Annotated in this window: 24 protein-coding genes and 1 riboswitch; of the genes, 16 read left to right on the forward strand and 8 right to left on the reverse strand. The window is 62.7% G+C overall.

What is annotated here, in order from left to right:
* Positions 1-25 precede the first annotated feature (25 nt).
* From katG to WDS16_RS08835, 3 genes are all read right to left on the reverse strand, one after another.
* Positions 26-2,260: a catalase/peroxidase HPI gene (katG, locus tag WDS16_RS08825; RefSeq protein WP_422395768.1), complete on the reverse strand. Its 2,235-nt coding sequence runs from the start codon at positions 2,258-2,260 to the stop codon at positions 26-28.
* A 53-nt stretch (positions 2,261-2,313) separates the two neighbouring features.
* Entirely contained in the window at positions 2,314-2,739 is a 426-nt protein-coding gene (locus WDS16_RS08830) for a Fur family transcriptional regulator (RefSeq protein WP_338892075.1), read from the reverse strand.
* A 90-nt stretch (positions 2,740-2,829) separates the two neighbouring features.
* Complete coding sequence (locus WDS16_RS08835; RefSeq protein WP_338892077.1) at positions 2,830-3,675, reverse strand: DUF4436 family protein; 846 nt, start codon at positions 3,673-3,675, stop codon at positions 2,830-2,832.
* A gap of 183 nt (positions 3,676-3,858) precedes the next feature.
* On the opposite strand from WDS16_RS08835, the gene WDS16_RS08840 reads away from it, so the two are divergent.
* Positions 3,859-4,794 carry a CPBP family intramembrane glutamic endopeptidase gene (locus WDS16_RS08840; RefSeq protein ID WP_338892079.1) on the forward strand — a complete coding sequence of 312 codons (936 nt, stop codon included), beginning with the start codon at positions 3,859-3,861 and terminating at the stop codon, positions 4,792-4,794.
* Between the two features lie 187 nt (positions 4,795-4,981).
* Positions 4,982-6,358 (forward strand): MCE family protein, encoded by a 1,377-nt coding sequence (locus WDS16_RS08845; protein ID WP_338892081.1) that lies wholly within the window; start codon positions 4,982-4,984, stop codon positions 6,356-6,358.
* Between the two features lie 14 nt (positions 6,359-6,372).
* Here the strand turns inward: WDS16_RS08845 and WDS16_RS08850 are convergent, their stop codons facing one another.
* A complete protein-coding gene (locus WDS16_RS08850; RefSeq protein WP_338892082.1) occupies positions 6,373-7,884 on the reverse strand; it encodes a PucR family transcriptional regulator in 1,512 nt (503 codons plus the stop codon).
* Positions 7,885-8,016: 132 nt separating this feature from the next.
* Between WDS16_RS08850 and gabT the strand changes: the two genes are divergently transcribed.
* The gene (gene gabT, locus WDS16_RS08855; RefSeq protein ID WP_338892084.1) at positions 8,017-9,381 is read left to right on the forward strand and encodes a 4-aminobutyrate--2-oxoglutarate transaminase; all 1,365 of its coding nucleotides are present in this window, start codon (positions 8,017-8,019) and stop codon (positions 9,379-9,381) included.
* Position 9,382: 1 nt separating this feature from the next.
* The gene (locus WDS16_RS08860) at positions 9,383-10,837 is read left to right on the forward strand and encodes an NAD-dependent succinate-semialdehyde dehydrogenase (RefSeq protein WP_338892085.1); all 1,455 of its coding nucleotides are present in this window, start codon (positions 9,383-9,385) and stop codon (positions 10,835-10,837) included.
* 34 nt (positions 10,838-10,871) lie between these two features.
* Here WDS16_RS08860 and WDS16_RS08865 read toward each other — a convergent pair whose 3' ends face one another.
* Genes WDS16_RS08865 through WDS16_RS08875 form a run of 3 tightly spaced genes read right to left on the reverse strand, consistent with a single transcriptional unit; the run spans position 10,872 to position 13,131 of the window.
* Positions 10,872-11,642, reverse strand: a complete 771-nt coding sequence (locus tag WDS16_RS08865; protein WP_338892087.1) for a PIG-L family deacetylase — start codon at positions 11,640-11,642, stop codon at positions 10,872-10,874.
* A complete protein-coding gene (locus tag WDS16_RS08870; RefSeq protein WP_338892089.1) occupies positions 11,639-11,956 on the reverse strand; it encodes a protealysin inhibitor emfourin in 318 nt (105 codons plus the stop codon). Before WDS16_RS08870 ends, WDS16_RS08865 begins: the two co-directional genes overlap by 4 nt.
* A gap of 35 nt (positions 11,957-11,991) precedes the next feature.
* Positions 11,992-13,131 carry a M4 family metallopeptidase gene (locus WDS16_RS08875; RefSeq protein WP_338892091.1) on the reverse strand — a complete coding sequence of 380 codons (1,140 nt, stop codon included), beginning with the start codon at positions 13,129-13,131 and terminating at the stop codon, positions 11,992-11,994.
* A 346-nt stretch (positions 13,132-13,477) separates the two neighbouring features.
* Here WDS16_RS08875 and WDS16_RS08880 point away from each other — a divergent pair, with 346 nt between their 5' ends.
* The 12 genes from WDS16_RS08880 to gcvP all read left to right on the forward strand — a co-directional run bounded on the left by WDS16_RS08880 (position 13,478) and on the right by gcvP (position 23,800).
* The gene (locus WDS16_RS08880) at positions 13,478-13,885 is read left to right on the forward strand and encodes a nitroreductase family deazaflavin-dependent oxidoreductase (protein ID WP_338892092.1); all 408 of its coding nucleotides are present in this window, start codon (positions 13,478-13,480) and stop codon (positions 13,883-13,885) included.
* Positions 13,886-13,913: 28 nt separating this feature from the next.
* Entirely contained in the window at positions 13,914-14,534 is a 621-nt protein-coding gene (locus tag WDS16_RS08885; protein WP_338892093.1) for a CoA pyrophosphatase, read from the forward strand.
* 87 nt (positions 14,535-14,621) lie between these two features.
* A complete protein-coding gene (locus WDS16_RS08890) occupies positions 14,622-15,242 on the forward strand; it encodes a CDP-alcohol phosphatidyltransferase family protein (RefSeq protein WP_338892094.1) in 621 nt (206 codons plus the stop codon).
* A complete protein-coding gene (locus WDS16_RS08895) occupies positions 15,235-16,071 on the forward strand; it encodes a DUF881 domain-containing protein (protein WP_338892095.1) in 837 nt (278 codons plus the stop codon). Before WDS16_RS08890 ends, WDS16_RS08895 begins: the two co-directional genes overlap by 8 nt.
* Positions 16,072-16,160: 89 nt before the next feature.
* Entirely contained in the window at positions 16,161-16,481 is a 321-nt protein-coding gene (locus WDS16_RS08900; protein ID WP_338893304.1) for a small basic family protein, read from the forward strand.
* A gap of 6 nt (positions 16,482-16,487) precedes the next feature.
* Entirely contained in the window at positions 16,488-17,219 is a 732-nt protein-coding gene (locus WDS16_RS08905) for a DUF881 domain-containing protein (protein ID WP_338892096.1), read from the forward strand.
* A 46-nt stretch (positions 17,220-17,265) separates the two neighbouring features.
* On the forward strand, positions 17,266-17,670 hold the full coding sequence (gcvH, locus tag WDS16_RS08910) for a glycine cleavage system protein GcvH (protein WP_338892098.1): 405 nt from the start codon (positions 17,266-17,268) through the stop codon (positions 17,668-17,670).
* A gap of 194 nt (positions 17,671-17,864) precedes the next feature.
* A complete protein-coding gene (gene odhI / locus WDS16_RS08915; protein ID WP_068374352.1) occupies positions 17,865-18,362 on the forward strand; it encodes an oxoglutarate dehydrogenase inhibitor Odhl in 498 nt (165 codons plus the stop codon).
* Entirely contained in the window at positions 18,359-19,096 is a 738-nt protein-coding gene (locus WDS16_RS08920; protein WP_338892101.1) for a MerR family transcriptional regulator, read from the forward strand. The genes odhI and WDS16_RS08920 overlap by 4 nt, the downstream gene beginning before the upstream one ends.
* Before the next feature lie 130 nt (positions 19,097-19,226).
* Positions 19,227-19,700 carry a bifunctional nuclease family protein gene (locus WDS16_RS08925; RefSeq protein WP_068374407.1) on the forward strand — a complete coding sequence of 158 codons (474 nt, stop codon included), beginning with the start codon at positions 19,227-19,229 and terminating at the stop codon, positions 19,698-19,700.
* Between the two features lie 270 nt (positions 19,701-19,970).
* Positions 19,971-20,654 (forward strand): MerR family transcriptional regulator, encoded by a 684-nt coding sequence (locus WDS16_RS08930; protein ID WP_338892104.1) that lies wholly within the window; start codon positions 19,971-19,973, stop codon positions 20,652-20,654.
* 13 nt (positions 20,655-20,667) lie between these two features.
* Positions 20,668-20,765, forward strand: a riboswitch (glycine riboswitch).
* Between the two features lie 182 nt (positions 20,766-20,947).
* On the forward strand, positions 20,948-23,800 hold the full coding sequence (gene gcvP / locus WDS16_RS08935; protein ID WP_338892105.1) for an aminomethyl-transferring glycine dehydrogenase: 2,853 nt from the start codon (positions 20,948-20,950) through the stop codon (positions 23,798-23,800).
* A 24-nt stretch (positions 23,801-23,824) separates the two neighbouring features.
* Here the strand turns inward: gcvP and WDS16_RS08940 are convergent, their stop codons facing one another.
* On the reverse strand, positions 23,825-24,964 hold the full coding sequence (locus WDS16_RS08940) for a metallophosphoesterase (RefSeq protein WP_338892106.1): 1,140 nt from the start codon (positions 24,962-24,964) through the stop codon (positions 23,825-23,827).
* Between the last annotated feature and the right edge of the window lie 2 nt (positions 24,965-24,966).

Below are 24,966 nucleotides of genomic sequence, written 5' to 3' on the forward strand. Positions count from 1 at the left end.
GCGCGGCGCCGCAGTGGTAGGTGGATCAGGCGAGATCGAAGCGATCGAGCATCATGACCTTGTCCCACGCCGCGACGAAGTCCTTGACGAACTTCTCCTTGGCGTCATCGCACGCGTACACCTCAGCCAGAGCACGCAACTCGGAGTTCGAGCCGAACACGAGATCGTTTCGGGTGCCGGACCACTTGACTTCTCCTGTTGCGGCATCCTTACCCTCGTAGATGCCCTCCTCGGCGGTGGGCGCCCATTCGGTGCCCATGTCGAGCAGGTTGACGAAGAAGTCGTTCGTCAGCGCACCTGGATTCGCGGTCAGAACGCCGTGCGCCGACTGGTTGAAGTTGGCCCCGAGGACGCGAAGTCCGCCGACGAGCACGGTCAGTTCCGGTGCGCTGAGGGTGAGGAGGTTCGCCCTGTCGACCAGTGCGTACTCGGCAGGCAGCTGTTGGCCCTTTCCGATGTAGTTGCGGAATCCGTCGGCGTTCGGCTCGAGCGCCGCGAACGATTCCACATCGGTCTGATCCTGCGTCGCATCGGTGCGGCCGGGAGTGAACGGCACCGCGATGTCGAGGCCGGCCTGCTTGGCCGCCTGCTCGACAGCTGCGACCCCGCCGAGTACGACGAGATCGGCGAACGAAATCTTCGCTCCGCCAGCGGAGTTGAACGATTCCTGAATTCCCTCCAGCACGCGGATCGACTGCGCGAGTGTGTCAGGTTCGTTGACTTCCCAACCTGCCTGCGGCTGTAGGCGAATACGTCCGCCGTTTGCGCCACCGCGCTTGTCGCTGCCACGGAATGACGACGCCGACGCCCACGCGGTCGAGATCAGCTGTGCGCTCGTCAGTTCCGACTCGAGGAGCTTCGACTTGAGATCGGCGATCTCCGCGTCTCCGACGAGGTCGTGATCGACGGCAGGAATCGGGTCCTGCCAGATCAAGGTCTCGGAAGGAACCTCTGGACCGAGGTACCGCGAAACGGGTCCGAGGTCACGGTGGGTCAGCTTGAACCAGGCCTTCGAGAACTCTTCGGCGAGCTCTTCCGGGTGATCGAGCCAGCGACGAGTGATCTGCTCGTAGATGGGATCGACGCGCATCGCCATGTCGCTGGTCAGCATCATCGGTGCGTGACGCTTGTTCGGGTCCGCCGGGTCCGGAACGAGATCCGTCGCTGCTCCACCGGTCGGTCGCCACTGCCACGCCCCGCCTGGTCCCTTGTGAACCTCCCACTCGTAGCCGTAGAGGGTTTCGAGGAAGGTGTTGTCCCACTTGGTCGGAGTGGGCGTCCAGGTGCCTTCCAGGCCGCTGGTGATCGCGTCGGCGCCGACGCCGGTGCCGTAGCTGTTCTTCCAGCCGAGACCCATCTGCTCGAGCGGCGCGCCCTCGGGCTCCGGTCCGATGTGTGGCTCGGGATCTGCTGCGCCGTGCACCTTTCCGAAGGTGTGGCCGCCGATCGCGAGAGCCGCGGTTTCGATGTCGTTCATCGCCATCTTGCCGAATGTGTCGCGGATGTCGATGGCCGACCGGGCCGGGTCCGGTTGACCGTTGGGCCCTTCTGGGTTGACGTAGATCAGTCCCATCTGGACTGCAGCAAGAGGGTTCTCGAGGTCACGGTCGCCGGTGTAGCGCTCGTCACCGAGCCACGTCTGTTCGGGGCCCCAGTACACGTCTTCTTCGGGCTCCCAGACGTCGACTCGTCCGCCGGCGAAACCGTAGGTGGGCAGCCCCATCGACTCGATCGCTACATTGCCGGTCAGAATGATCAGGTCGGCCCAGGACAGCTTCTTGCCGTACTTCTGCTTGATCGGCCAGATCAAACGGCGTGCCTTGTCCAGGCTCGCGTTGTCGGGCCAGCTGTTCAGGGGCGCGAAGCGCTGCATGCCCGCGCCGGCGCCGCCGCGTCCGTCCTGGATCCGGTAGGTGCCTGCGGAGTGCCACGCCATGCGAATGAAGAACGGGCCGTAGTGCCCGAAGTCGGCTGGCCACCATGGCTGCGAGTCGGTCATGAGGGCTTCGATGTCGGCCTTCACGGCTGCAAGGTCGAGGGTGTTGAACTCGGCCGCGTAGTCGAAGTCGTCCTCCATCGGATTCCCGACGGCCGGATTCTTCTTCAGAATCCGTAGGTTGAGACTCTTCGGCCACCAGTCACGGTTGCTGCCGCCCTCTGCTGGGAAGGGCATGGAATTGTGTGCAACGGGACACTTGCCCCCGTCCTGGGGCTGATCCTCGTTCATTTCTTTTTCGCGAGTGGTGTGGTCTTCGGACACGAGATTCCTTCCGGGGCTGGCGGATCGGACTGATCACGACCTGAAGTCGCGAACTATTGGGGGACCGAGCATCGGGGGCATGTGCCCCAGTAGACGACCTCGGCCTCGTCGATGGTGTAGCCGTGCGGTTGCGACGCGGTGAGACACGGTGCCTCGCCGACAGCGCAATCGACGTCCTCGATGGCGCCGCACGATCGGCACACGAGGTGATGGTGGTTGTCGCCCACTCGTGACTCGTAGCGGGCTACCGAACCGGACGGCTGGATTCGCCGAAGCAGTCCGGCCGTGGTCAATGCCGCAAGCACGTCGTACACCGCCTGCCTCGACACAACCGGGAGGGTGTCGCGCACGGTGCGATACACGGTTTCGGTGTCGACATGTGGGTTGGCAAGCACTGCGTCGAGAACAGTCAATCGCGGACGGGTGACGCGAAGTGAGGCTGCGCGCAGCATCTCCGAGTGTTCCGTCGTCGGTGGCATGAGTGGAATATCACACCCTTTTCTTGAACAAGTCAAGTCTTGCGGGAGAATTCTGTGCGAAATAGTTCCGAGCGGGAGCGCCACGGACGGTTACGGTGCGTCGCGCCACCAGCTTCGGATGTACAGAATCATCGCGGTGACCAGGCCCAGCACGACCCAGAGGATCACCGAGTAGTCCACCCACGAACCGACCGGTGGTGCGTCGGGCAACAGATTTCTGATCGGAAGAACGGCAAACAACATCACGGCAAACCATGTGACCATCGGTGGTTGAAACTTCTTCCGACTGCGCACCGTGGAGACGGAGACGAAGAGGGCGCACGCCGGAAGTGCCACCAGGACGAGACAGATTGCAAGGTCGTAGATCTTCGACACGGTGGTCCGGTTCACGGAGATGTCGAACGCATCACCGCTGCGGGTATCGGACGGTCCTGCATCGACGTCCCACCCGGTCAGAGAGTTGGTGACGACGACGTCGGCGGGAATCGACACCGGACCATCCGTGGTCTGAGCGAACACCCGCACGATCACAGAATCGGCAATGTATCGGTCGAAGGGCCATGTCCGGACGTCGCCATCGGCATAGATTGTTGCGGCAATCGGTCCCACGGCGCTTCCCGCCGAAAACGCCAGTCGATCGTCGGTGGCTATCGGGGTGACGTCGACGACTACGTCGGTCGCAAGGAATCCGTTGTCGTCCACCAGATTGCGCCCGGGATACACGGACACTCGTGCACCGATCGAAAAATCCGCTCCCGCGACCGAACTCACGTCGAGGTAGACGAGGGCGCCATCGGGATCCGGGTCACGTTGGTCTGTCGGTTCGCTCGAATGCGCCATCGCGTACGCAATCAGCACTGTGATGTAACAGACGATCACAGCCACTGCAATGGCTGCTGTCGTGCGGAGTGACTTCGGCTTGTCGACTGTCTCCACTGTTGGGCGCCTCTCTGGCCTGCGTCCTGCGTTGAATCGAAGCCTCCGTTGTCGGGTCAGTGTAGGTGCGGAATAGATGAGCACGCGGGCGAATTCGGCATCATGTTTTTCTGGGTACAACGTTCGGTCGGCAGCCGTGGTAGACAGATTTCGGTTGTGGTGAAGAGCGAACGAGGTGGTCGGGTGTCGAACGAAACCCGCATATGGGGTCGATCAGACCTGTCCTATCGACCCAGCAGGCTCGGGACCAGTGTGCTCGTGCTTGCGCTCGTGTGCGCGTGGCTGGGCCTGTTTTCGATCAGCATTCTGGGATCGTTCTGGAGGTTGGGGCATCCGGATGCCCCCACTTCTGAGCTCACAAGGGCTGATCAGGTCGCGGACCTCGTTGTGTTGACTCTTCAGTTCGCAATAGGCGTCGTGGCGATCCTCACGGTGTTGTTCCTGCGCCGACGCGTTCTGGTGACGGTCCTACCCCGCCGCAGTGGGAGCGCAGCAGATGCGGCTATAGCGTGGTGCGCGGCCATTGCTGCATCCTCGGCATGTGCCCTGATGCTCGACCGGCTCGGGATGGCACGATTCGATCTGTCGATTCCGGCCGTGGTCGAGTCTCCCGCGTTGGCGGCCGTTTCCGCCGTGTCGGCCGGTCTGCGAGAAGAACCGCTGCTGGCCGCGCTACCGGTTCTACTTCTGGTCGGACGGATACCTATCGGGTGGATCATGATCCTTGCCGGCGCGATGCGCGGATCGCTGTATCTGTACTTCGGCGGTGGCGGGTTCGTGTGGGCGGCACTGTGGGGCGCTGCGGCGGTGTGGGTGTACTGCAAATACCGTCGCCTTTGGGTGCTCGTGGTGGTGCATGGATTCGTCATGAACATTCAAGCGCTGGACCGCATCCTCGATTTCGACAGCGCTGCGATGGTGTTGCAGTGGGGGAACATACTCGTTCTGTTCGGCGCGCTCGCACTGTGGATTGTCCCGCGTGCACTCGACACCCTCCATCTGGGAGAAGTGAAGGCAGAAGCTGCCCCATCGACCGCCGTCGCAGCGGACACAGCCGTTGAATTGCCCTTCGTGCCGCCCGACGAGATGCGCCCGAATACGCCGACCGGGAGCATTTGAGCTCTGTCCGTTCCAGGAGTATGGTGTCGTCGGTCTCTTGAGCGGCAATATGTGACGTAGATTACCGACTTCCAATTCAGTGCGTTACCCACGGTTACATTAAAGTTCGGTCCATGATCGATCCCCCCTCGTTCGCTTCATTCGTCGTGTCCGAATTCGAGCGAGCTTTGCTCCCGAGCGGCACCCTGTGATCCACTCACCGTCCGCGGTGAAGCGAAGGTTGCTCGGCTTGATGCTGTTCGCGATGATCATCGTGTTCGTGGGATGGTCTGTCACCTCGTACATGAAGACTTTCGACGAGGTCGTCGGTGTCGATCTGGTGACCGATTCCGTCGGCAATGCGTTGCCGTCGAACGCCGATGTGAAGGTTCGTGGTCTGATCGTGGGCGAGGTCAGGTCGGCATCCTCGGTCGATGGTGTCGTCACCGCGAAGCTGGCCATCGATCCGGACAAGGCGGAGCTGATTCCGTCGAACGCCACCGCTCGGTTGTTGCCGAAGACTCTGTTCGGTGAACGCTATGTGGCACTGATGATTCCCGAGAACGACACTGCGTCGCCGATCACGAACGGCACCGTGCTTCGGCAGGACACCAGCGGCAGCGCGATCGAGGTCGGTCAGCTGCTGGACAACCTGCTGCCGTTGCTCGAGGCGATCCCGCCGCAGGATTTGGCGAGCACGCTCGGCGCGTTGGCGCAGGGCCTGTCCGGTCGTGGACAGGAACTCGGGCTGACGATCGATCGGCTGGAGAACATCTTCAGAGGTCTGAACACTGAGTTGCCGAACATTCAGGCAGACCTGCGCGGTCTTGCCGACTTCTCGCAGACGTACGCCGATGCCGGTCCGCAGCTGATCGACGCGTTGGACAATCTGACGGTCACGGGCAACACGTTGGTCGAGCAGCGTCCTGCGGTCGATACGTTGATCTCCTCGCTGACTGCGACGGGTGCGTCGACGGCGGACTTCCTGGAAGTCAACGCGAACAACCTGATTCGGATCTCTGCCGATTCACGAGAGGCATTGGAACTGCTGGCTCAGTACTCGCCGTCATTCGGTTGTACGTTCAGCCAGTTCGTTCCCATCGTCGAGCGTGCGCAGGACGTCATCGGCGTCGGAGACGAATACCAAGGAATCAACGTGCACATGCCCGTCGTCAATCCGAGGGGACGATACCTGCCCAATCAGGACGAGCCGCGGTTGTTCGACGATCGTGGTCCTCGCTGCTACACGCCGGCCGATACCGCGGCAGGGGAGTTCTTCCCGCAGTACCCGGGTGGTTCCGCCAACGATGGGTCCTACCAGGTACCGTCGAGAAACCCGGGGCCGCAGAATGTTCCGGAGCTTCCGGCGCCGCAGTACTCGATTCTTCCCGGCGCCGACATCAGTGCCGGTCGGGCCGCTCCGGCGAGCTACGAGGGTTCGGATTTCGAGCGTGACACGTTGGCCGTGATTTACGGCCAGGCGACAGGAATATCACCGGGGGACGTTCCCTCATGGGTGACATCGGCGGGGGCGCCGGCACTGAGGGGTGCGGAGGTGTCGTTCACCGAGGCGGCCGATCGGTGAGCTTTCCCTGTGGGTCAGGGGCAACGTCCGTCGGACACGAGAATGGCGAGCAGTAGCTCGGCTCGTACACGGGCGTCTGTCAGATCCACATCGAGTATGTCTTGCACACGAGCGATTCGTCCCCGCAACGTGTGTCGGTGGACGCCGAGCTGTGCGGCGGCACCTTCCCAATGTCCGTGTGCTACAAGGTAGCTGCGCAACGAAGCCAACAGTTCGACGCCGTGTTCTCGGTCGTGGTCAGCGAGCACGTCTATCGTCGAGGATGCAAGGGTGAGGAATGCCTCCCTGGCGGGTGCGGACTGCAGTACCACCGATGCGCGTGCATTCCCGAATTCGACGAGCCGATCGGTCCGCTGCGAGCCCGCCATCCCGAAAGCCATCCGTGCCTGCGTTGCCGCTTTCCGAATATCGAGAAGTGAGTGTGGCGTGCTCAATCCGGCTCGGAGGGTCGGTTCGTCGGGCAGCTGCGCATCGACCCAGGACGCGTCGTCGTCCCCGCGCAATAGGATGGTCGCCTCATCTCCGTCGACATGTGCATACAGGCCGCGTCCGGCTCGGAAGAGTAACCCGTCGAGATGGCGAATCGTGTCTTGTATCGCGGCGGAGCGAAGTACCAGTGCTCGGACGAGGCCGTCTGCTCCTGCTGCATCGTTCAACACGGTCGGAGCGGGCAGCTGATCGAATCGGCTGTCGAACATCGAGGCGAGCGCTAGTGCGTGTAGCGTCGACCGCTCGACTCTCAAGCGTGCCGGCTGTTCCAATTCCAATGTGACGAGTGATACCGCGTGTCCGAGGAGTATTCGGTTCACACTGCTGATCGGGCCGGTCGACATCATTGCGACATGCCCGGACGATGCAGCGGACAGCCCGACCGATTGCACGGTCACACTTCGTCCAGGTTCGCTGACCGAGATGGACGCGGCGGTTCCGGAGCCTCCGCGCGCGACTACCAGTTGCCTGACCTCGTCGAGAAACGCCTGTTCGGAGCGCGGATGCAGAGCGTGTGTACGGCGACCGACATACGTGATCGTGGTTGCTGTCGCGGTCGCAAGTTCTTTGACGATGGCGTCCACGCCGCCGTGCAACGCCGCCCGCGTGATTCGGTTCTGTACCTTCGCGGCCTGCAGAACCTCTTCGTATTCCTGCTCGGCGATCTTGTTCATGACCGTGCGGACGATCGCAGCGAACGGGATCTCGAAGGGGACCTCCAGAACTTCGAGGCCCACCGCGTTGGCACGCTGTACAAGAGCATCAGGAACGACGCTGTGCGACAGGCCGATTCCGAAACCGAGGCACGAGACGCCCACGCCATGAAGGCGGTCGATGTACGAACGAAGTTCGTCGGCATCGTCGGACAAGCCGAGGCCGGTGGTAAGGACGAGCTCGCCACCGGACAACCATGGGCTCGGGTCGGTGAGCTCGGTTGCGTGGACAAAAGTGATGGGCGCAGGGTGTGCGGTCCGAACGCCTCGTCTCGACAGGGACAGTTGCTTCTGACTCAACAACCACGAGATCTGAACGGTCACGAATGTCGAGACTAGACCGGATCTGCCGAAATGGTGCAGACAACTTCACGATCTTGTACGAAATGTCAGGTCAGCGGTCGCGTGATCGGTCGCATACTCGATGAAATCACCTTTTCGAAAGGACGTGTGGGCATGACGACATTCGAGTATCGGCTTCCTCAGGAGCGACGAGTCGTGACCGACTTCCCTGGACCACGTTCCACCGCTCTTGCGGAGCGGCGGACGGCAGTTGTCGGCGCTGGTGTTGCTTCGACATTGCCGGTGTACGTAGCCGATGCGGACGGAGGTGTAGTCGTCGACGTCGACGGAAATTCACTGATCGACCTCGGTGCCGGTATCGCGGTGACCACGGTGGGAGCGTCGAACCCCGCAGTTGTGGCAGCAGTGCAGGATCAGGTCGCGCACTTCACTCACACATGCTTCATGATTGCGCCCTACGAGGGCTACATCGAGGTAGCCGAAAAGCTGGCCGAATTGACGCCTGGAGACCACGCCAAGCGGAGCGTTCTGTTCAACAGTGGTGCCGAAGCAGTCGAGAACGCTGTGAAGATCGCTCGTCACGCCACCGGTAGAGATGCCGTCGTCGTGTTCGATCATGCCTACCACGGTCGGACGAACCTGACCATGGCGCTCACCGCAAAGTCGATGCCATACAAGCACGGTTTCGGGCCGTTCGCCCCGGAGGTATACCGAGCGCCGATGTCCTATCCCTTCCGCGAGGGCTTGAACGCGGACGGATCTCCGATCACCGGCGAACAGGCGGCAGCTCGTGCGATCTCGATCATCGAGAAGCAGGTCGGCGCCTCCAACGTAGCGGCGATCTTGATCGAACCGATCCAGGGAGAAGGCGGCTTCATCGTTCCCGCCGAGGGTTTTCTGCCTGCACTTGCAGAGTGGTCCACGGCGAACGGCGTCGTGTTCATCGCCGACGAAGTCCAGTCCGGCTTCACCCGCACCGGCGATTGGTTCGCCAGCGAGCACGAAGGCGTCGTCCCCGACCTCATCACGATGGCCAAGGGCATCGCGGGAGGCATGCCGTTGGCAGCAGTGACAGGTCGCGCAGATCTCATCGACGCAGTCCACCCTGGCGGCCTCGGCGGTACCTACGGTGGCAACCCCGTGGCCTGTGCAGCGGCGTTGGCGTCGATCGATCAAATGAAGACACTCGACCTGAACGCGCGAGCTCGTGAGATCGAACGGACCGTCACGTCGCGGTTGAACGCACTCGCCGGCGAGGTCGACATCATCGGCGAGATCCGCGGACGGGGGGCAATGCTTGCAATCGAAATGGTGAAGGGTGATGGGCGTGAACCGAACCCCGACGCCACCAAGGCCGTAGCGGCACTCGCACTCGCGGCAGGGGTCATCGTTCTGACATGTGGGACGTACGGGAACGTGATCCGGCTGCTCCCGCCGCTGGTGATCTCCGACGAGCTTCTGGACGAGGCCCTCGACATCCTGCAAGAGTCCATCCGAACCGTCGCCATGGAGAACTGAAATGTCACATGCCGAGCAGTTGCTCAACTCCATTCCCACCGACATCTGGATCGGCGGAAAGCAGACGGCTGCATCCACGGGCGAGCGTTTCGCTGTGCTGAATCCGGCAAGCGGTGAGCAGCTCGCAACCGTCGCCGACGCGACGAGTTCCGACGCGCTCGCGGCGCTGGATGCAGCATCCGCAGTCCAGGCGTCATGGGCTGCTACCCCCGCGCGCGAGCGAGGCGAGATCCTGCGACGGGCTTTCGAGCTGCTATCTGCACGTTCCGAGGAATTCGCCTTGTTGATGACGCTGGAGATGGGTAAATCGATCCGGGAAAGTCGTGGTGAAGTGGTCTACGGCGCCGAATTTCTGCGCTGGTTCAGTGAAGAAGCTGTCCGAATCGGCGGCCGATTCACTGCGGCGCCCGCAGGCAATGGACGGATTCTGGTGACGAAAGTGCCTGTCGGGCCGGTTCTGGCGGTAACTCCGTGGAACTTCCCACTGGCAATGGGCACTCGGAAAATCGGACCGGCTCTTGCTGCCGGGTGCACCGTTCTCGTCAAGCCGGCGGAAGACACACCGTTGACGATGCTGCTTCTGGGCCAGGTCTTCATCGATGCAGGACTGCCTTCCGGCGTGTTGTCGATACTTCCGACGTCCGACGCGGCACAGGTGAGCGGCCCACTCATGCAGGACGATCGGCTGCGGAAGATCACCTTCACCGGTTCCACCCGAGTCGGCAAGATGTTGGTTCGCAGTGCCGCAGACCGGCTCCTTCGTACGTCGATGGAGCTCGGCGGGAACGCTCCGTTCATCGTGTTCGACGACGCCGACGTCGATGCGGCCGTCGACGGAGCAATGCTCGCCAAGATGCGGAACGGTGGGGAAGCATGTACGGCGGCAAACAGGTTGTACGTGCACAATCGCGTGCGTGAAGAGTTCACCAGCAAGTTGACGTCCCGAATCGAGGCCCTGTCAGTAGGACCTGGTGACACGGATGGCACCGACATCGGACCGCTGATCAACGCGAAGCAGTTGGCCACGGTCAGCGCCCTCGTCGACGACGCCGTGTCCAAGGGTGCACGTGTACGAACCGGGGGACACTCTCTGGAGGGGAAGGGGTTCTTCTACACCCCGACCGTGCTGGACGAGGTTCCGCAGAACGCAGATCTCGTCCGCGACGAGATCTTCGGACCAGTGGCAGCGATCATCGGCTTCGACACGGAAGACGAGGCAATCTCGGCTGCGAACGACACGGTGTACGGGTTGGTCAGCTACTTCTACACCCGTGATCTGGACCGTGCAATGAGGGTGTCCGCCGCACTCGATTCGGGCATGGTGGGAGTCAACAGGGGAGCCATTTCCGACGCTGCGGCCCCCTTCGGTGGAGTCAAGGAATCCGGCTTCGGGCGCGAGGGTGGATCAGAAGGAATCGATGAGTATCTCGAAACCAAATATGTAGCTCTACAGTGAAATTCGACTGACCATTCGTGTCCTCGCGTGGTGCTCAGCGAGGTAGGAACGGATCTTCGCCGAGTCGTCTGGATCCACGATGGGCACGGTGCAGGAACCACTCGGTTCTTAGGGTGTCCCGACGGTCCTCCTCGGACATCTTCGCGATTCGAGTTGCTCCGCCACCCCGCGCGATCTCCGACTCGTGCTGGGCGAACGCCGACCACTTCTTGTCGTACCACTGTCCGACATCGATCGCGAGATCCACTTCCTCGTCCGGGATCCCGGGGATTCCGGGACCGGGCGGGGGCGCCGAATTGCCGAACAGAATGTCCCAGGTGGCCTCGATCGCGCTGCGGGGAATAGTCGCTTGGCACAGATGGCTCGGCTGCCACGGATCTCCGGCCTCGGGAAAGAGCTGCGCGAACGGCGATGCTTCGAAGGCGGCGAGGGTGACTCGATGTGCGTGGATGTGGTCGGGGTGACCGTAGGTCCCGAACGCGTCGTAGGTGACGACGACGTCGGGTCGAAATTCACGAATGTGTGCGACCACTTTGCCGACTGCTTCGTCGAATGGGGACGTGCCGAACAGAACTCCGCCGTCGAAAGCGTTGTCGGTGTACCCCAGCAGTCGGGGCTCTCCTGCGCCCAGCACAGACAGGGACCGCCGGAGTTCCTCGACGCGGACTTCGCCCTCGCGCCACGTGCAGGTGACCACAGACGTTCGCCCGCCCGCCTCGGCGGTGCGCGCGAGAATCCCGCCTGTGAACAGCGCCTCGTCGTCCGGGTGTGCATGGACACACATGACACTGGGGATTGCCGTCATGGTCGCCGACCTTCCCGAAGCGTGCGCTGCGCAAGGTCGCGGAGTGGGCCCGTGATCGAGGAATCGCCGAGCTGACACGTCGTGTCGTCGACCGATACAGTCCACACGAATGTATCGCGTTCACGCGTCGAAGACGACTGCACATTCGGCTGCGACACCAAGAGAGGCCGGGCCTGCTCGACGAGCTGACGCCACTCACGGACCGACGCCTCGTCGGCAATCGCATCGGTGTCGATCTGCGCCCTCTTGGTCAGTCCCGCAACACCGCCCACTCGAATCACCTCGATGAACATCACCGCATCCTTAGTGTCCATGGGCCAGTGGCTGTCTCCGGGCAGTATTACTTGTCTCATACTCGCCGAGAAGTCGAGTCCGTCGGCTCCTGGTCGTCTACTGCCACACCCACCGTAGACCAGCCGAAAGATACCGCGCGCCGAACGTCGGACTCGATGCCGAAGCGGGCCGCTGCCGCCGCCACGGTCGCTGCCGCAAAACCGTCGAAATCTATCGTCGGTGAGAGTGAAGAATCGGTCGCCACGTCGAACCACACCTGTCCGGCTCTGTCCCAGGCATGTCCACCGAGTTCGATCGCCGCGGACGCGAACGCGCGGTTGGGGATACCGGAATTGATGTGCACTCCGCCGTTGTCGGACCTGGTTTCGACGTATCCGTCCATGTCGGCTGGTTGCGGGTCCCGGCCCAGCACGTCGTCGTCGTACGCGGTTCCTGGTGCGATCATCGACCGTAGTGCTCGGCCCTCGACCGCTGGAAGGAACAGGCCTTGGCCGACCAGCCAGGATGCGTCATCGGCGTTCTGCCCGAGCGCGAATTGTTCGACGAGAACCCCGAATACGTCGGACAACGATTCGTTGAGTGCCCCCGACTGTCCTGAGTATTCGAGCCCGGACGCGTATTGGGTGAATCCGTGCGCCAACTCGTGAGCGATGACGCTGAGGGAAGCGGTGAAACGTCCGAACACCTCTCCGTCTCCGTCGCCGAACACCATGCGTTCGCCGTCCCAGAACGCATTGTCGTAGTCGCGGTCGTAGTGCACGGTCGCGTCGAGCGGCAGGCCTCCGTCGTCGAGGCTGTTGCGCCCGTACACGTCACGGAAGAATTCGAAGGTAGTTCCGAGTCCCTCGTATGCCTCGTCGACCGAGACGTCTCCCGAAGAGGGCTGTCCCTCGGCACGGATCAATCGCCCCGGCAGCACTCGATCGTTCTCGGCATCGTGGATCGAGCGCCGCGGTCCGCTGGTTGCCGCCCGGCCTGCACTTGCGGTCGGCCTGGGTGCGTCGATGCGGCCGCGGACGAGTTCACGGTCGATGGCGAGCGTCCGCGCAGCACTCGACGACGCGTGGTCGACGGCGACGCCCTGCCCAGAACTCGGCGACCCGTGCTGGGCGATGCGTTCGAGCAGGAACGGGGGCACTACCGCACGAGAGACGAACTGGCTGAACTCTGTTGGCGAGCTTGAACGACTGGGCATCCGAGCACCTTCCGGTCGACGTCGCTAGGAGAGTAGACGACGGCGCCGACATGCACGGTTCGTGCCGGGGCGCACTCGCGTAGTGTGCCGGCCTGCACCGAATGTCTCATTCGGTCTCTTGGGTTGCCGACAGCGCACGTTGCAGCCGGGGCTCAGGTTGCAACGTGCGCTGTCGCTGGAAGGTGCGCGCGGTGCGCCGTACCGGAGCGAATGTCTCATTCGGTCCCAACTGGCCAAAGCCTCCAGCGCAAACACGTCAGGTGGTCTTCCGTCCGATTCGCTGATGCGGTCCGCGGCCGATAGTAGGGTGACAAGTCGATGTGACGGCGCGAGGTCAGGAGAGTCGATGCCAGATTTCAACGAGCAGGTGATCGCTGAGTTTCGGGCACATCACGGGAAGGTCGGTGGACCTTTCGAGGGAGCTCCGTTGCTGTTGTTGCACACCACCGGAGCCAAGTCCGGTGTGCGGCGGACCAGTCCGTTGATGTACCTCCCTGACGACGATCGCTACGTCATTTTCGCCTCCAAGGCGGGGGCGGACACGAACCCGGCGTGGTACCACAATCTCAAGGCTGATCCGCGCGCCACCATCGAAGTCGGCGACGACACCATCGACGTCGTCGCAGAGGAGGTCACGGGCGATGCCCGAGACGTGCTCTATGCGAAACAGGCGGATTTGTACTCCGGATTCGCGGATTACGAGAAGAAGACGACCAGGGTCATTCCGGTAGTCGTACTGTCCGCCGCATCGTAGATCGATCGCCCCCTTTACGCTCGTCCGTATGACCGATGATCGGGACAGCCGCCTCGAACGGGCCGCGATCAGTGCAGCCTTCACCGACTTCGTCCCGCGCCGCGACGAGCTCGGGGACACTCGCGCTGCCGCGGTGGCAGTGGCGATCGGCGGCTCGGAGTACGCCCGCAGAATGCTGCTCACGAAGCGCCTGCCTCGCATGCGTGCACACCCGGGTCAGTTTGCCCTTCCGGGCGGCCGTGTCGATCCGGGAGAGACCATCGAACACGCCTGTCTGTGCGAGCTCGACGAAGAACTCGGTCTCGTCGCATCGGAGTCGGACATTCTCGGACGACTCGACGACTACCGGACTCGATCCGGCTACACGATCACTCCGTTCATCGTGTGGATAGGAGACACCCTGGACACGATGGTGCCGAATGCTGGCGAGGTAGACGTCGTGTACGAGGTCGACGTCACCGAGCTCGACGTCGACGCGAGGTTCGTCTCGATCGCACAGTCGGACCGGCCTGTCGTGCAATGGCCCTTCCGTGATTCTCTCGTCCATGCTCCGACGGGCGCGATCGTGCACCAGTTCCGTGAAGTCGTTCTGCATCGGCGCCACACACGTGTGGCAGACTTCGAACAGCCGGTGTTCGCATGGAGATGACGACGTGGAGATGATCACGCGACGGCGCCGCAACGACACCGCAGCTCGGCCGGCGACGCTGCTCAGTAGGGGATCGAGGCGGACGCTGTGAGCTCATCCGCCGCCGACGACCGCGCCCTCAGCGACCGGGTACTCACCATCCCCAACGTGCTCAGTGCCGTTCGACTGCTCCTGATCCCACTGTTTCTCTATCTGCTTCTCGGTCCTCGAGCCGATGGACTCGCACTGGCGGTGCTTCTGGCGAGCGGAGCGACCGATTGGCTCGACGGAAAGCTCGCCCGCGTTCTCGACCAGTCGTCTCGACTCGGCGCCGTGCTCGATCCGTTGGTGGACCGGTTGTCGGTTGTGTCCACACTGGCAGCGTTCGTGATCAGGGGGATCATTCCCTGGTGGGTGGCACTCATTCTCGTCGGTCGTGACCTTGTGCTGGCTGCAACGATGCTTATCTATCGGCGTCGTGGGTTGCCACCGCCGCAAGTGATCTACCTGGGCAAAGCAGCAACGTTCGTCATCATGGTTGCGCTCCCGGTGCTTCTAGCGTCCACCGGTGAGTCCGCTGTAGCCGACGTGTTCTCGCCCATCGGTTACGCGCTGTTGGTGTGGGGAACGGTCTTGTATGTGTGGACGGGCATTCTGTATTCGTACAAGGCATTGCTCGTAGCGCGGCGAGTCCCGCCGCGACAGACCGAAGCCTCACGTGATGGCTGATCCGGTCATTCGAAACCCCGTTCCGTCGCTGCTTCGTTCACTGATGACCGACCACCTCGATCCCGGCTACGCGGCGGCGTCGGCGACACGCTCGAAACCCCCGGGCCGTTTCGACACGGTGGTTCTGATTCTCGGCGTCGTACTGGTCGGTTGTGTCTTCGGTGTCGCGTTGGCTCAGGCTGCGGGCTTCTCGGACCAGAGCGGCAGCGACACCCTGATGCGAGTCCGTGATGCCGACAGCCGGGCTGCGTCGTTGGAATCCGATCGAAACTCGCTTCGCGACGAAGTGCAGGCTGCTCGTGCAGCTGCTTTGCAAGACGATTCCGGTGGTGCTTCCGTCTTGTCGTCACTCGAGCAACTCGAAGCTGCAGCAGGCGCCGAGCGTGGTGCGGGCCCTGGCATCGTGGTGACGATTTCCGAACCCCCGACGCCGTCCGATCTGTCCGACGTGTCGAAGAACGCCCGCAGATCCTCCGAAGCGGCTGTTCTGGACCGCGACCTGCAGTCCGTCGTCAATTCGTTGTGGGTCTGCGGAGCAGAAGCAGTGTCGGTCAACGATGTTCGGATCGGGCCAGGGGTCACGATCCGACAGGCCGGCGGAGCGATGTTGGTCGACAACCGTCCGGTCTTCTCGCCCTACACGATCTCGGCTATCGGTCCATTGAACCGGATGCAGGCCCAGTTCTCCGTCAGCGATGCCTATCTGCGAATGTCGGGGCTGGAGCAGTTGTACGACATCGGCTTCGACGTGTCTGCCGCGGAGGCGCTCGAGGTGCCGGCTTCGTCGGTGCGCACAGTTCGATCAGCGACGCAGGTAGGTGAACCGTGACAGAGAATCAACACGAAGTGCGGCCCGAGGGGCACCCACCCGCGACATCGCCTTCTCGCCGCGGACGTGGACTCGTACTCCTCGCGGTCATAGCACTGGGCGTGGGAATCGCATTGGGTACCGTGTCCGGTCCGCAGGTACCTGTCGGCGTTGCGCCGTACCTCCCCATCGCCGTCGTCGCCGCGCTCGACGCGGTCTTCGGCGGTGCACGCGCCTATCTCGACGGAATCTTCGACGCGAAGGTCTTCGTGGTCTCCTTCGTGTTCAATGTGCTCGTCGCAGCATTCATCGTGTGGCTCGGTGATCAACTCGGTGTAGGGACCCAGCTCTCTACGGCAATCGTGGTGGTCCTCGGAATTCGGATCTTCGGCAATGCGGCGGCACTGCGGCGTCGGCTCCTCGGTGCGTGAATCGAGATGACCACCGAAGGCAAGCATCACATTCGCCGTAGTCGATCGAAATCGACCGTCTTCGGGGCTCTCACAGTTCTTCTGATGGTGTTGTTGGGCTTCGTGCTCGTCGTACAGGTTCGGGAGAACACGAGCGGCGATGCTCTCGACACGGCGAGACCGGCCGATCTGCTCGTGGTCCTGGACAACGTCGGGCGTCGTGAGGCCGCGTTGCGTGCCGAGATCTCGGAGTTGGAAGACACCCTGGCAGCGCTCGAACAATCCGACGGCGGTTCTGGAGCTGCTTTGGCGGAAGCACGTGAGCGACTCGCATCGCTCGCCGTTCAGGTCGGTACCGTACCGGCGACAGGGCCTGGAGTGATCGTCACGGTGAGGGATCCCCGCGCCGGCGTCGGATCGGAGGTCCTGCTCGATGCCTTGCAAGAACTGAGGGCAGCCGGCGCCGAGGCAATCGAGATAGCGGGTGTCGGTGCAGATCCGGTACGGATCGGTGTGGAGTCGTGGATTGCAGGCAACGCCGGGGCAGTGATCATCGACGGGCGCGAGATGTCGGAGCCGTTCGTCTACACCGCCATCGGCGACCCGGCTACTCTGGCAGCTGCGCTGGATATTCCAGGCGGCGTGGTCGACACTGTCTCGCGGTTCGGCGGACAGTGCGAGGTGTCGCAATCACCCCAGGTCGAAGTGTCCGCCTTGCGAGAAGCACGCTCGCGTCAATACTCTCAGCCCGGAAACTAGCTCTGCCTCGAACGGACGAGCTGCCACTTGTGAAAGGACAGCCGAATTGAGCGACACCGAGCCATCGGACGACTTGCTGTACACGCCCGAGCATGAATGGGTACAGCGACTGGGACCGACAACGGTCCGGATAGGCATCACCGACTACGCACAGGAGCAGCTCGGTGACGTCGTATTCGTCCAGCTCCCCGCAGTGGGTGACGAGGTGAACGCCGGCGCTTCGCTGGGAGAAGTCGAATCGACCAAGAGCGTGTCCGACGTGTTTTCACCCTTGACAGCGAAAGTGATTGCCGTCAATACAGATCTGGACGTCGCGCCGGAGAAGGTGAACTCGGGACCGTACACGGACGGATGGCTGGTGGAGCTGGAAGTCGCGTCTGGGGAGTCTCTGGACGCGTCGATGGCACAGATGCTCGACGCCGACGGATATGCTGGAATTACGGCCACGTAACTTCGCTGACGGGCCGGGGGGAAGCGTCTACACGTGGGTCCGTGCGCAAGGTACGGTCAATGTTGCGACAGTCGCCGAGGCCGAACAGGTGGGCGACGTGGCGCAGGTCCGGAAAAACTGAAGAACGTGCAAGTTAGCTACTGCGTAACTCGGGTGGTACCAAGCCCGGGCGATCGGACTGAGAAGGAGAAACGGTGAGCGAGAACGACAACGACGGCATCTACGGAGAGTCGCCGGCGGAGACCACTTCGGTGTTCCGTGCGGACTTCCTCCAGGAGCTGGACAACTCGGCGACGAGTCAGTCCACCGAGGCTCCGGTGTCGGGCGTGGAAGGCTTGCCGGTCGGATCGGCACTTCTCGTGGTGAAGAGGGGACCCAATGCCGGATCTCGGTTCCTTCTCGACCAGCCGACCACTTCGGCTGGACGTCACCCCGACAGTGACATCTTTCTCGACGACGTGACCGTGAGCCGTCGGCATGCAGAGTTCCGCCAGGACGAGGACGAGTTCCAGGTCGTCGACGTCGGCAGCCTCAACGGCACGTATGTCAATCGTGAGCCTGTCGATTCGGCAGTCCTCGCCAACGGCGACGAGGTGCAGATCGGAAAGTTCCGCCTCGTGTTCCTCACTGGCCCACGCGGTGGCGCCGGTTCGCAGGTCGGCGAATCGTCTGCGGGTGCAGGAAGCCAGTGACCGCCGTCGGGCAGCAGTCTCCCGGGGGGATGTCGATAGGCTCCGTCCTGGATCGGCTCAGACCCGACTTTCCTGATGTGACCATCTCGAAGATCAGATTTCTCGAAGCCGAGGGACTGATCTCGCCCGAAAGGACTCCGTCGGGGTATCGACGCTTTTCGGTCGCGGATTGCGAGCGACTGAGGTTCGTCCTGACCGCGCAGCGAGATCAGTACCTTCCGCTCAAGGTGATCAAAGAACAGCTCGAGGCCATCGACAGCGGAGTGGCGCGTGTCGAAAGCGCCGATCCGTCACCTCGCAGGCCTCGGACACTGTCTGTGGCGCCGGGGGAGGTGTCACCCGAGGAGTTCCTGGCGGACCGTGAAGTTCGGATCAGTAAGTCCGACCTCATGGAACGGGCAGGCATCGACGACACCTTCATGACCGAACTTCTTCGCGCCGGGCTAATTGTTCCGGGCCAGGCGGGCTTCTACGACGAAGGGTCAGTGGTACTGGCGCGGACCGCGTATGCCATGTCCCAGTTCGGACTCGAGGTACGGCACCTACGTGCGTTCAAGCTGGCCGCGGACCGCGAGGCCGGGCTGGTCGCGCAGATCGCGGGTCCGGTCGCAAAGGGCCGGGACGCAGGCGCTCGTGACCGAGCCGAGGAGATGATCCGCGAACTGGCGGCGCTGTCTCTGACCTTGCACACCTGTCTCGTCAAAGCTGCAGTCCGCGGCGCGCTGGACCGGTGACTCCACCGCCCGAAAGCCGGTGACCCAAAATCGGTGACTCCGTGTGGTCGCCGATTCCAATAGAATCGGCTGCAGTCGAGTCGTTTCGGACCTGCGGCCCGATCTTCAACGCATGTGGGAGGCAGTCACCGTGAGTGAAATGCGCGTAGTCGGCATTCGTGTCGAGCAGCCACAGAATCAACCAGTGTTGCTGCTTCGCGAGTCGGACGGTGAGCGTTACCTGCCGATCTGGATCGGCCAGACGGAGGCGGCGGCTATCGCCCTCGAACAGCAAGGCGTCCAACCCGCGCGACCTCTGACTCACGATCTGATCAAAGAACTGATCAGCGCGCTCGGTCATCGGCTCAAAGAAGTCCGGATCGTCGATCTGCAGGAGGGCACCTTCTACGCAGACTTGGTGTTCGACAAGGACATCAGAGTTTCTGCTCGTCCGTCGGATTCGATAGCGATCGCGTTGCGCGCGGGAGTGCCGATCATTGCGGAAGAGCCGGTCTTGGCCGAGGCAGGACTTTTGATGCCGGACGAGCGAGAGGACGAGGTCGAGAAGTTCAAGGAGTTTCTCGAGTCGGTGTCGCCGGACGATTTCAAGGCCACGGACGGCTGAAACCCTCGACTTGATAACGGAAGAGTCTCAACCTCAACTTTAGGTTCAGGTTTACGGCGCGTTGCGTTGATTTCGAATCGAACGACCCATAGCGTTCCGGTTGTGAAGCACGCCTTCGGTGATCGTATGTCGCCGAACCGCAGCGGGGCGTAGTCTTTCCCTGGTACGCGGAGTGGAACTTCACGCGGCAGTACGTCGGGATCCGTCTCGACGGGACCGAGGTCACTCGTTCCGAACGCAGTGTCGAGACATCCGAAGAGGGAGCAGTCAGTGGGAGATCAGCCGCAGGAGCGCCACCAGAGTTCAGCGACAGCTGCACCGGAGGCGAGTCTCACGGTCGGAGTTGAGACTCCGACCGATGAGGCCGCGGTCAGCGCCTCGGACTCGAGCGCCGTTGCGACTCCGGTCGGAGATTTCCAGCCGGGGTTGTTCCCCGACGACTCCATTCCTGACGAACTGGTCGGGTACCGCGTTCCCAGTGCGTGCCAGATCGCAGGCATCACCTATCGCCAGCTCGACTACTGGGCTCGCACCGGGCTGGTGGTCCCGTCCATTCGCGGGGCAGCGGGTTCGGGTAGCCAGCGCCTGTACTCCTTCAAGGACATGCTCGTCCTGAAGATCGTCAAACGATTGCTCGACACCGGCATCTCGCTGCAGAACATCCGCGTCGCGGTCGACCATCTTCGTCAACGAGGTGTGGGCGATCTGGCCAACATCACGTTGTTCTCGGACGGCACGACCGTGTACGAATGCACGTCTGCAGAAGAGGTCGTAGACCTCCTGCAGGGTGGACAGGGCGTCTTCGGCATTGCTGTCAACGGCGCGATGCGTGAGCTCACAGGACTCATCGCCGACTTCCCCGCGGAGCGGGCCGACGGTGGGGAAGCCGAAACCAGCCCCGAGGACGAGTTGGCTTCGCGGCGCAAGAGTCGCGCCAACCGCAAGACCGGCTAAGATTCGAGTCAGTCGCGCTTGCGCGGGAGAGTTCCGGGGCCGCCAGTCCCGGACGCCGAAGGAGCAATACCTCCCCGTCAATCTCTCAGGCACACGGACCGTGTGAGCTTCGACGACTCTGGAAAGTGATGGGATCACCCATCCGCCCAAGGGGAAAGCTCGTGCGGCTGTTTCGGTCGTAGGACGTGAATCTCTCAGGCGCTCGTTTCGGTGAGCATGCGACAGAGGGGGAGGACGGCCGCACATACGCGCGGTCGTACCACCACCGTCAGCATGAAGCCACTGGAGTGCCCGTGACCGAGCAGACCTCTCGCCCGTCGTTTTCCGATCGTCATATCGGTCCCGATCGCCAGGAATTGGCGCGGATACTGGAGACCGTCGGGGTAGCTTCCCTCGAAGAACTGGCTACGCGTGCTGTACCCGCGTCCATTCTCGACAACGCCGCCGACGGCATCTCCGATGGGCTCGACGTCCTCCCACAACCGATCGGCGAACACGACGCACTCGCCGAACTGGCCGATCTCGCGGCACAGAACACCGTCGCAACGTCGATGATCGGCCTCGGCTACTACGACACCCTGACGCCGCCGGTGCTCACCAGGGGAATTCTCGAGAATCCCGCGTGGTACACGGCCTACACGCCCTACCAGCCGGAGATCAGCCAGGGCCGCCTCGAAGCGTTGCTGAACTTTCAGACGATGGTGTCCGATCTGACTGCCATGGACGTCGCAAACGCTTCGATGCTCGACGAGGCGTCGGCGGCGGCCGAAGCGATGACGCTCCTACGTCGCGCCAACCGCAGTTCTGCTTCGCCTAGGTTCGTGGTGGACACCGATGTCTTCCCGCAGACACTCGCAGTGCTCGAGACCCGGGCCGAGCCGTTGGGGATCGAGTTGGTCCGACGCGATGTGTCTCAGGGTCTGCCCGACGGCGACTTCTTCGGCGTTCTGGTTCAATTCCCTGGTGCTTCGGGAATCCTGATGGACCACCGACACCTGATCGAACAAGCGCATGAGCGCGGGGCGCTCGTCGCCATCGGGGCCGATCTCCTGGCGTTGACGATCGCGACGCCACCGGGTGAGCTCGGCGCCGACGTCTGCTTCGGCACCACCCAGCGGTTCGGGGTACCCATGGGGTACGGCGGCCCGCACGCCGGCTATCTGGCAGTTCGGTCCGCACATGCACGTCAACTCCCCGGACGGTTGGTAGGAGTATCGGTCGATGCCGACGGCGACCTTGCCTACCGATTGGCGCTGCAGACCAGAGAGCAGCACATCCGTCGCGAGAAGGCGACCTCCAACATCTGCACGGCACAGGTGCTCTTGGCGATCGTTGCTGCGATGTATGCGAGCTACCACGGAAGCTCCGGTTTACGTGCAATCGCCCAGCAGGTCAACGGGCATGCTCGATCCCTCGCTCGTGGTTTGAGGGACGCTGGCGTCGAGCTTGCCGGTGATTCCTTCTTCGACACCGTCACCGCCGTGGTCCCCGGACGTGCAGGTGCTGTGGTCGACGCCGCGAAAGCAACGGGGATCAATCTACGATTCGTCGACGAGGACAGGGTCGGCGTCGCATGCGACGAAGCCACGACGCCGGCGCACGTCGAGGCAGTGCTGGCCGCATTCGGGGCTGGGTACTCCGTCGCCGACGGTCATTCCTCGATTCCCGACACGCTTGTCCGCACGTCGGAGTACCTCACCCATCCGGCTTTCACTCGACACCGCACGGAAACATCGATGCTGAGGTACCTCAGGGCGCTGTCGGACAAGGATATTGCGCTCGATCGCAGCATGATCCCGCTCGGATCGTGCACGATGAAGCTCAACGCCACAGCGGAAATGGAATCGATCACCTGGCCTGGTTTCGCACGATTGCACCCGTTCGCTCCCGACAGTGACACCGTCGGTATCCGTTCGCTCATCGCCGACGTCGAGAAGTGGCTCGTCGACATCACCGGTTACGACGCGGTCAGCCTGCAGCCCAATGCGGGCAGTCAAGGCGAATACGCCGGACTTCTTGCAATCCGCAGCTACCACCGTGATCGAGGAGAGTCTCACCGCGAGATCTGCCTGATTCCGTCGAGCGCTCATGGAACCAACGCGGCCTCGGCGGTGATGGCGGGGATGAAAGTCGTCGTGGTGAGCTGCCGGGCGAACGGAGACGTGGACGTCGACGATCTACGCGCCAAGATCGAGCAGCACAGGACGACCCTCGCCGCGATCATGATCACCTACCCGTCCACCCACGGGGTATACGAGCACGAAATCGACGACATCTGCGCTGCGGTCCACGACGCCGGGGGTCAGGTCTACATCGATGGGGCAAACCTCAATGCCCTCGTAGGTCTGGCGCGCCCGGGTCGTTTCGGCGGCGACGTCAGCCATCTGAACCTGCACAAAACGTTCTGCATCCCGCACGGTGGTGGTGGACCGGGCGTCGGTCCTGTCGGGGTCCGGTCTCACCTCGCACCCTATTTGCCCGGCCACCCACTGCGACCGGAGCTCGGCGGCGGAGCCCCGGTCGCGGCTGCGCCGTTCGGCAGCGCGTCGATTCTGTCGATCACATGGGCGTACGTGCGGATGATGGGTGCGGAAGGACTTCGTCGCGCCACGCTGACGGCGATTGCGTCGGCCAACTACATTGCCCGCAGGCTGGACGAGCACTTTCCTGTCCTGTACACCGGAGACAACGGAATGGTGGCGCACGAGTGCATTCTCGATCTCCGCGGATTGACCAAAGCGACCGGCGTTACCGTCGACGACGTGGCAAAACGTCTGGCTGACTACGGATTTCATGCTCCGACCATGAGCTTTCCCGTCGCGGGAACGCTGATGGTCGAGCCCACCGAGAGCGAAGACCTCGACGAAATCGACGCGTTCTGCGACGCCATGATCGCCATCCGCGCGGAGATCGACCGAGTGGGGACGGGGGAGTGGCCTGCAACGGACAACCCGCTGCGTGGAGCGCCGCACACAGCTCGGTGCCTCGTCGGTGAGTGGACTCATCCGTACTCGCGGGAAGAGGCCGTGTACCCGGAGGCTGTGAGCGGCCGCGCCAAGGTGTGGCCTTCGGTCAGGAGAATCGACGGTGCGCACGGAGATCGAAACCTCGTGTGCTCGTGCCCGCCTATCGAATCGTTCGCCTGACGGGCAGGGCGTCCTTCGCCTGAGCTAGTTCGAAACGAGTTGCAGCATCGCGATTTCCGGCGGTGCTGCAACTCGGACCGGCGGTCCCCAGGCACCCGCACCCCCGGTTGTGTAGAGCGTGGTCTCACCTACGGTGTCGAGACCTTCGATGCTGGGCTGTTGCAGAGGGACGAGATACCGCAGCGGCCAGATCTGTCCGGCGTGAGTGTGACCCGACATCTGAAAGTCGACACCCAGATCGGATGCTTCGAACGCTTGCAACGGTTGGTGCGCCAGCAGCATCACGAATCTGTCGGGGTCGTGGCCGTCCAGTGCCGCCGTCAGATTCGGTTCGTAGGGTGCAGGAGCCGTCGCGTCGTTGATTCCCGCGATATCGATGGTTGCACCCGAGGTGGTGACGGGCTGGTGTTCGTTCCGCAACACCGTCACGCCGAGAGTCTGAAAGAGGTCGAGCCATTCGCCACCGTCTCCGGCATAGAATTCGTGGTTGCCACTGACCGCGAACACTCCGAGGGGCGCGGACAGTTCCGAGAGCGGCGACAGATCGGATCCCACGAGTTCGACGGTGCCGTCGATCAGGTCGCCGTCGAGGACGACGATGTCGGGGGACTGGGCATTGACCTCGTCCACCACTTTCTGAACGAAGCCTGCTCCTCGTGCAGGGCCGACGTGCAGATCGGACACCAACGCGACTCGAGTGCCGTCGAATTCGGTCGGCAGCCGGTCCAGCGCGACGGTGGTTTCGGTGACTTTCGGGTGTGCCGCTTCGAACAGTCCGTACGCGACTGCTGCAACCGATGCTGTCGCGACCATGGCAGATCCGACTCGGGTCACGCGTAGTCGCACTGCGACCGACTCTCGACGACGCGCCGCCATCACTAGCCGGATGCCGAAGGTGACGATGCCTACCACCAGAGTCCCCAGCACCAGATACAGGACCACTGCAAGCCAAGTGAGGCCGATGAACGCGGGCAGTCGCGACCACGCTGGGTCGAACACTTCACCGGATCCGGTGCCGATGAGCGCCAGGATCCACATCACGACGAGCACGGCATCGGCGACAACGGAGTACGGGCGGGTCAACCGTGTTGCGCGCACGTATCTGAAATGAAGCAACAGTCCGATGAGAGCGAGCACTGTGCCGAATGCAAGAAGTCGTATCATAT

It is taken from the genome of Rhodococcus sovatensis, from assembly GCF_037327425.1.
Taxonomy (GTDB): domain Bacteria; phylum Actinomycetota; class Actinomycetes; order Mycobacteriales; family Mycobacteriaceae; genus Rhodococcoides; species Rhodococcoides sovatense.

Excerpts from the sequence above, each read along its gene's own strand:
- WDS16_RS08865 (WP_338892087.1), bottom strand. The coding sequence starts at position 11,642 with ATGACGGCAATCCCCAGTGTCATGTGTGTCCATGCACACCCGGACGAC.
- WDS16_RS08880 (WP_338892092.1), top strand. The coding sequence starts at position 13,478 with ATGCCAGATTTCAACGAGCAGGTGATCGCTGAGTTTCGGGCACATCAC.
- WDS16_RS08940 (WP_338892106.1), bottom strand. The coding sequence starts at position 24,964 with ATGATACGACTTCTTGCATTCGGCACAGTGCTCGCTCTCATCGGACTG.
- WDS16_RS08870 (WP_338892089.1), bottom strand. The coding sequence starts at position 11,956 with ATGGACACTAAGGATGCGGTGATGTTCATCGAGGTGATTCGAGTGGGC.
- WDS16_RS08860 (WP_338892085.1), top strand. The coding sequence starts at position 9,383 with ATGTCACATGCCGAGCAGTTGCTCAACTCCATTCCCACCGACATCTGG.
- WDS16_RS08885 (WP_338892093.1), top strand. The coding sequence starts at position 13,914 with ATGACCGATGATCGGGACAGCCGCCTCGAACGGGCCGCGATCAGTGCA.
- WDS16_RS08895 (WP_338892095.1), top strand. The coding sequence starts at position 15,235 with ATGGCTGATCCGGTCATTCGAAACCCCGTTCCGTCGCTGCTTCGTTCA.
- WDS16_RS08875 (WP_338892091.1), bottom strand. The coding sequence starts at position 13,131 with ATGCCCAGTCGTTCAAGCTCGCCAACAGAGTTCAGCCAGTTCGTCTCT.
- WDS16_RS08905 (WP_338892096.1), top strand. The coding sequence starts at position 16,488 with ATGACCACCGAAGGCAAGCATCACATTCGCCGTAGTCGATCGAAATCG.
- gabT (WP_338892084.1), top strand. The coding sequence starts at position 8,017 with ATGACGACATTCGAGTATCGGCTTCCTCAGGAGCGACGAGTCGTGACC.
- WDS16_RS08830 (WP_338892075.1), bottom strand. The coding sequence starts at position 2,739 with ATGCCACCGACGACGGAACACTCGGAGATGCTGCGCGCAGCCTCACTT.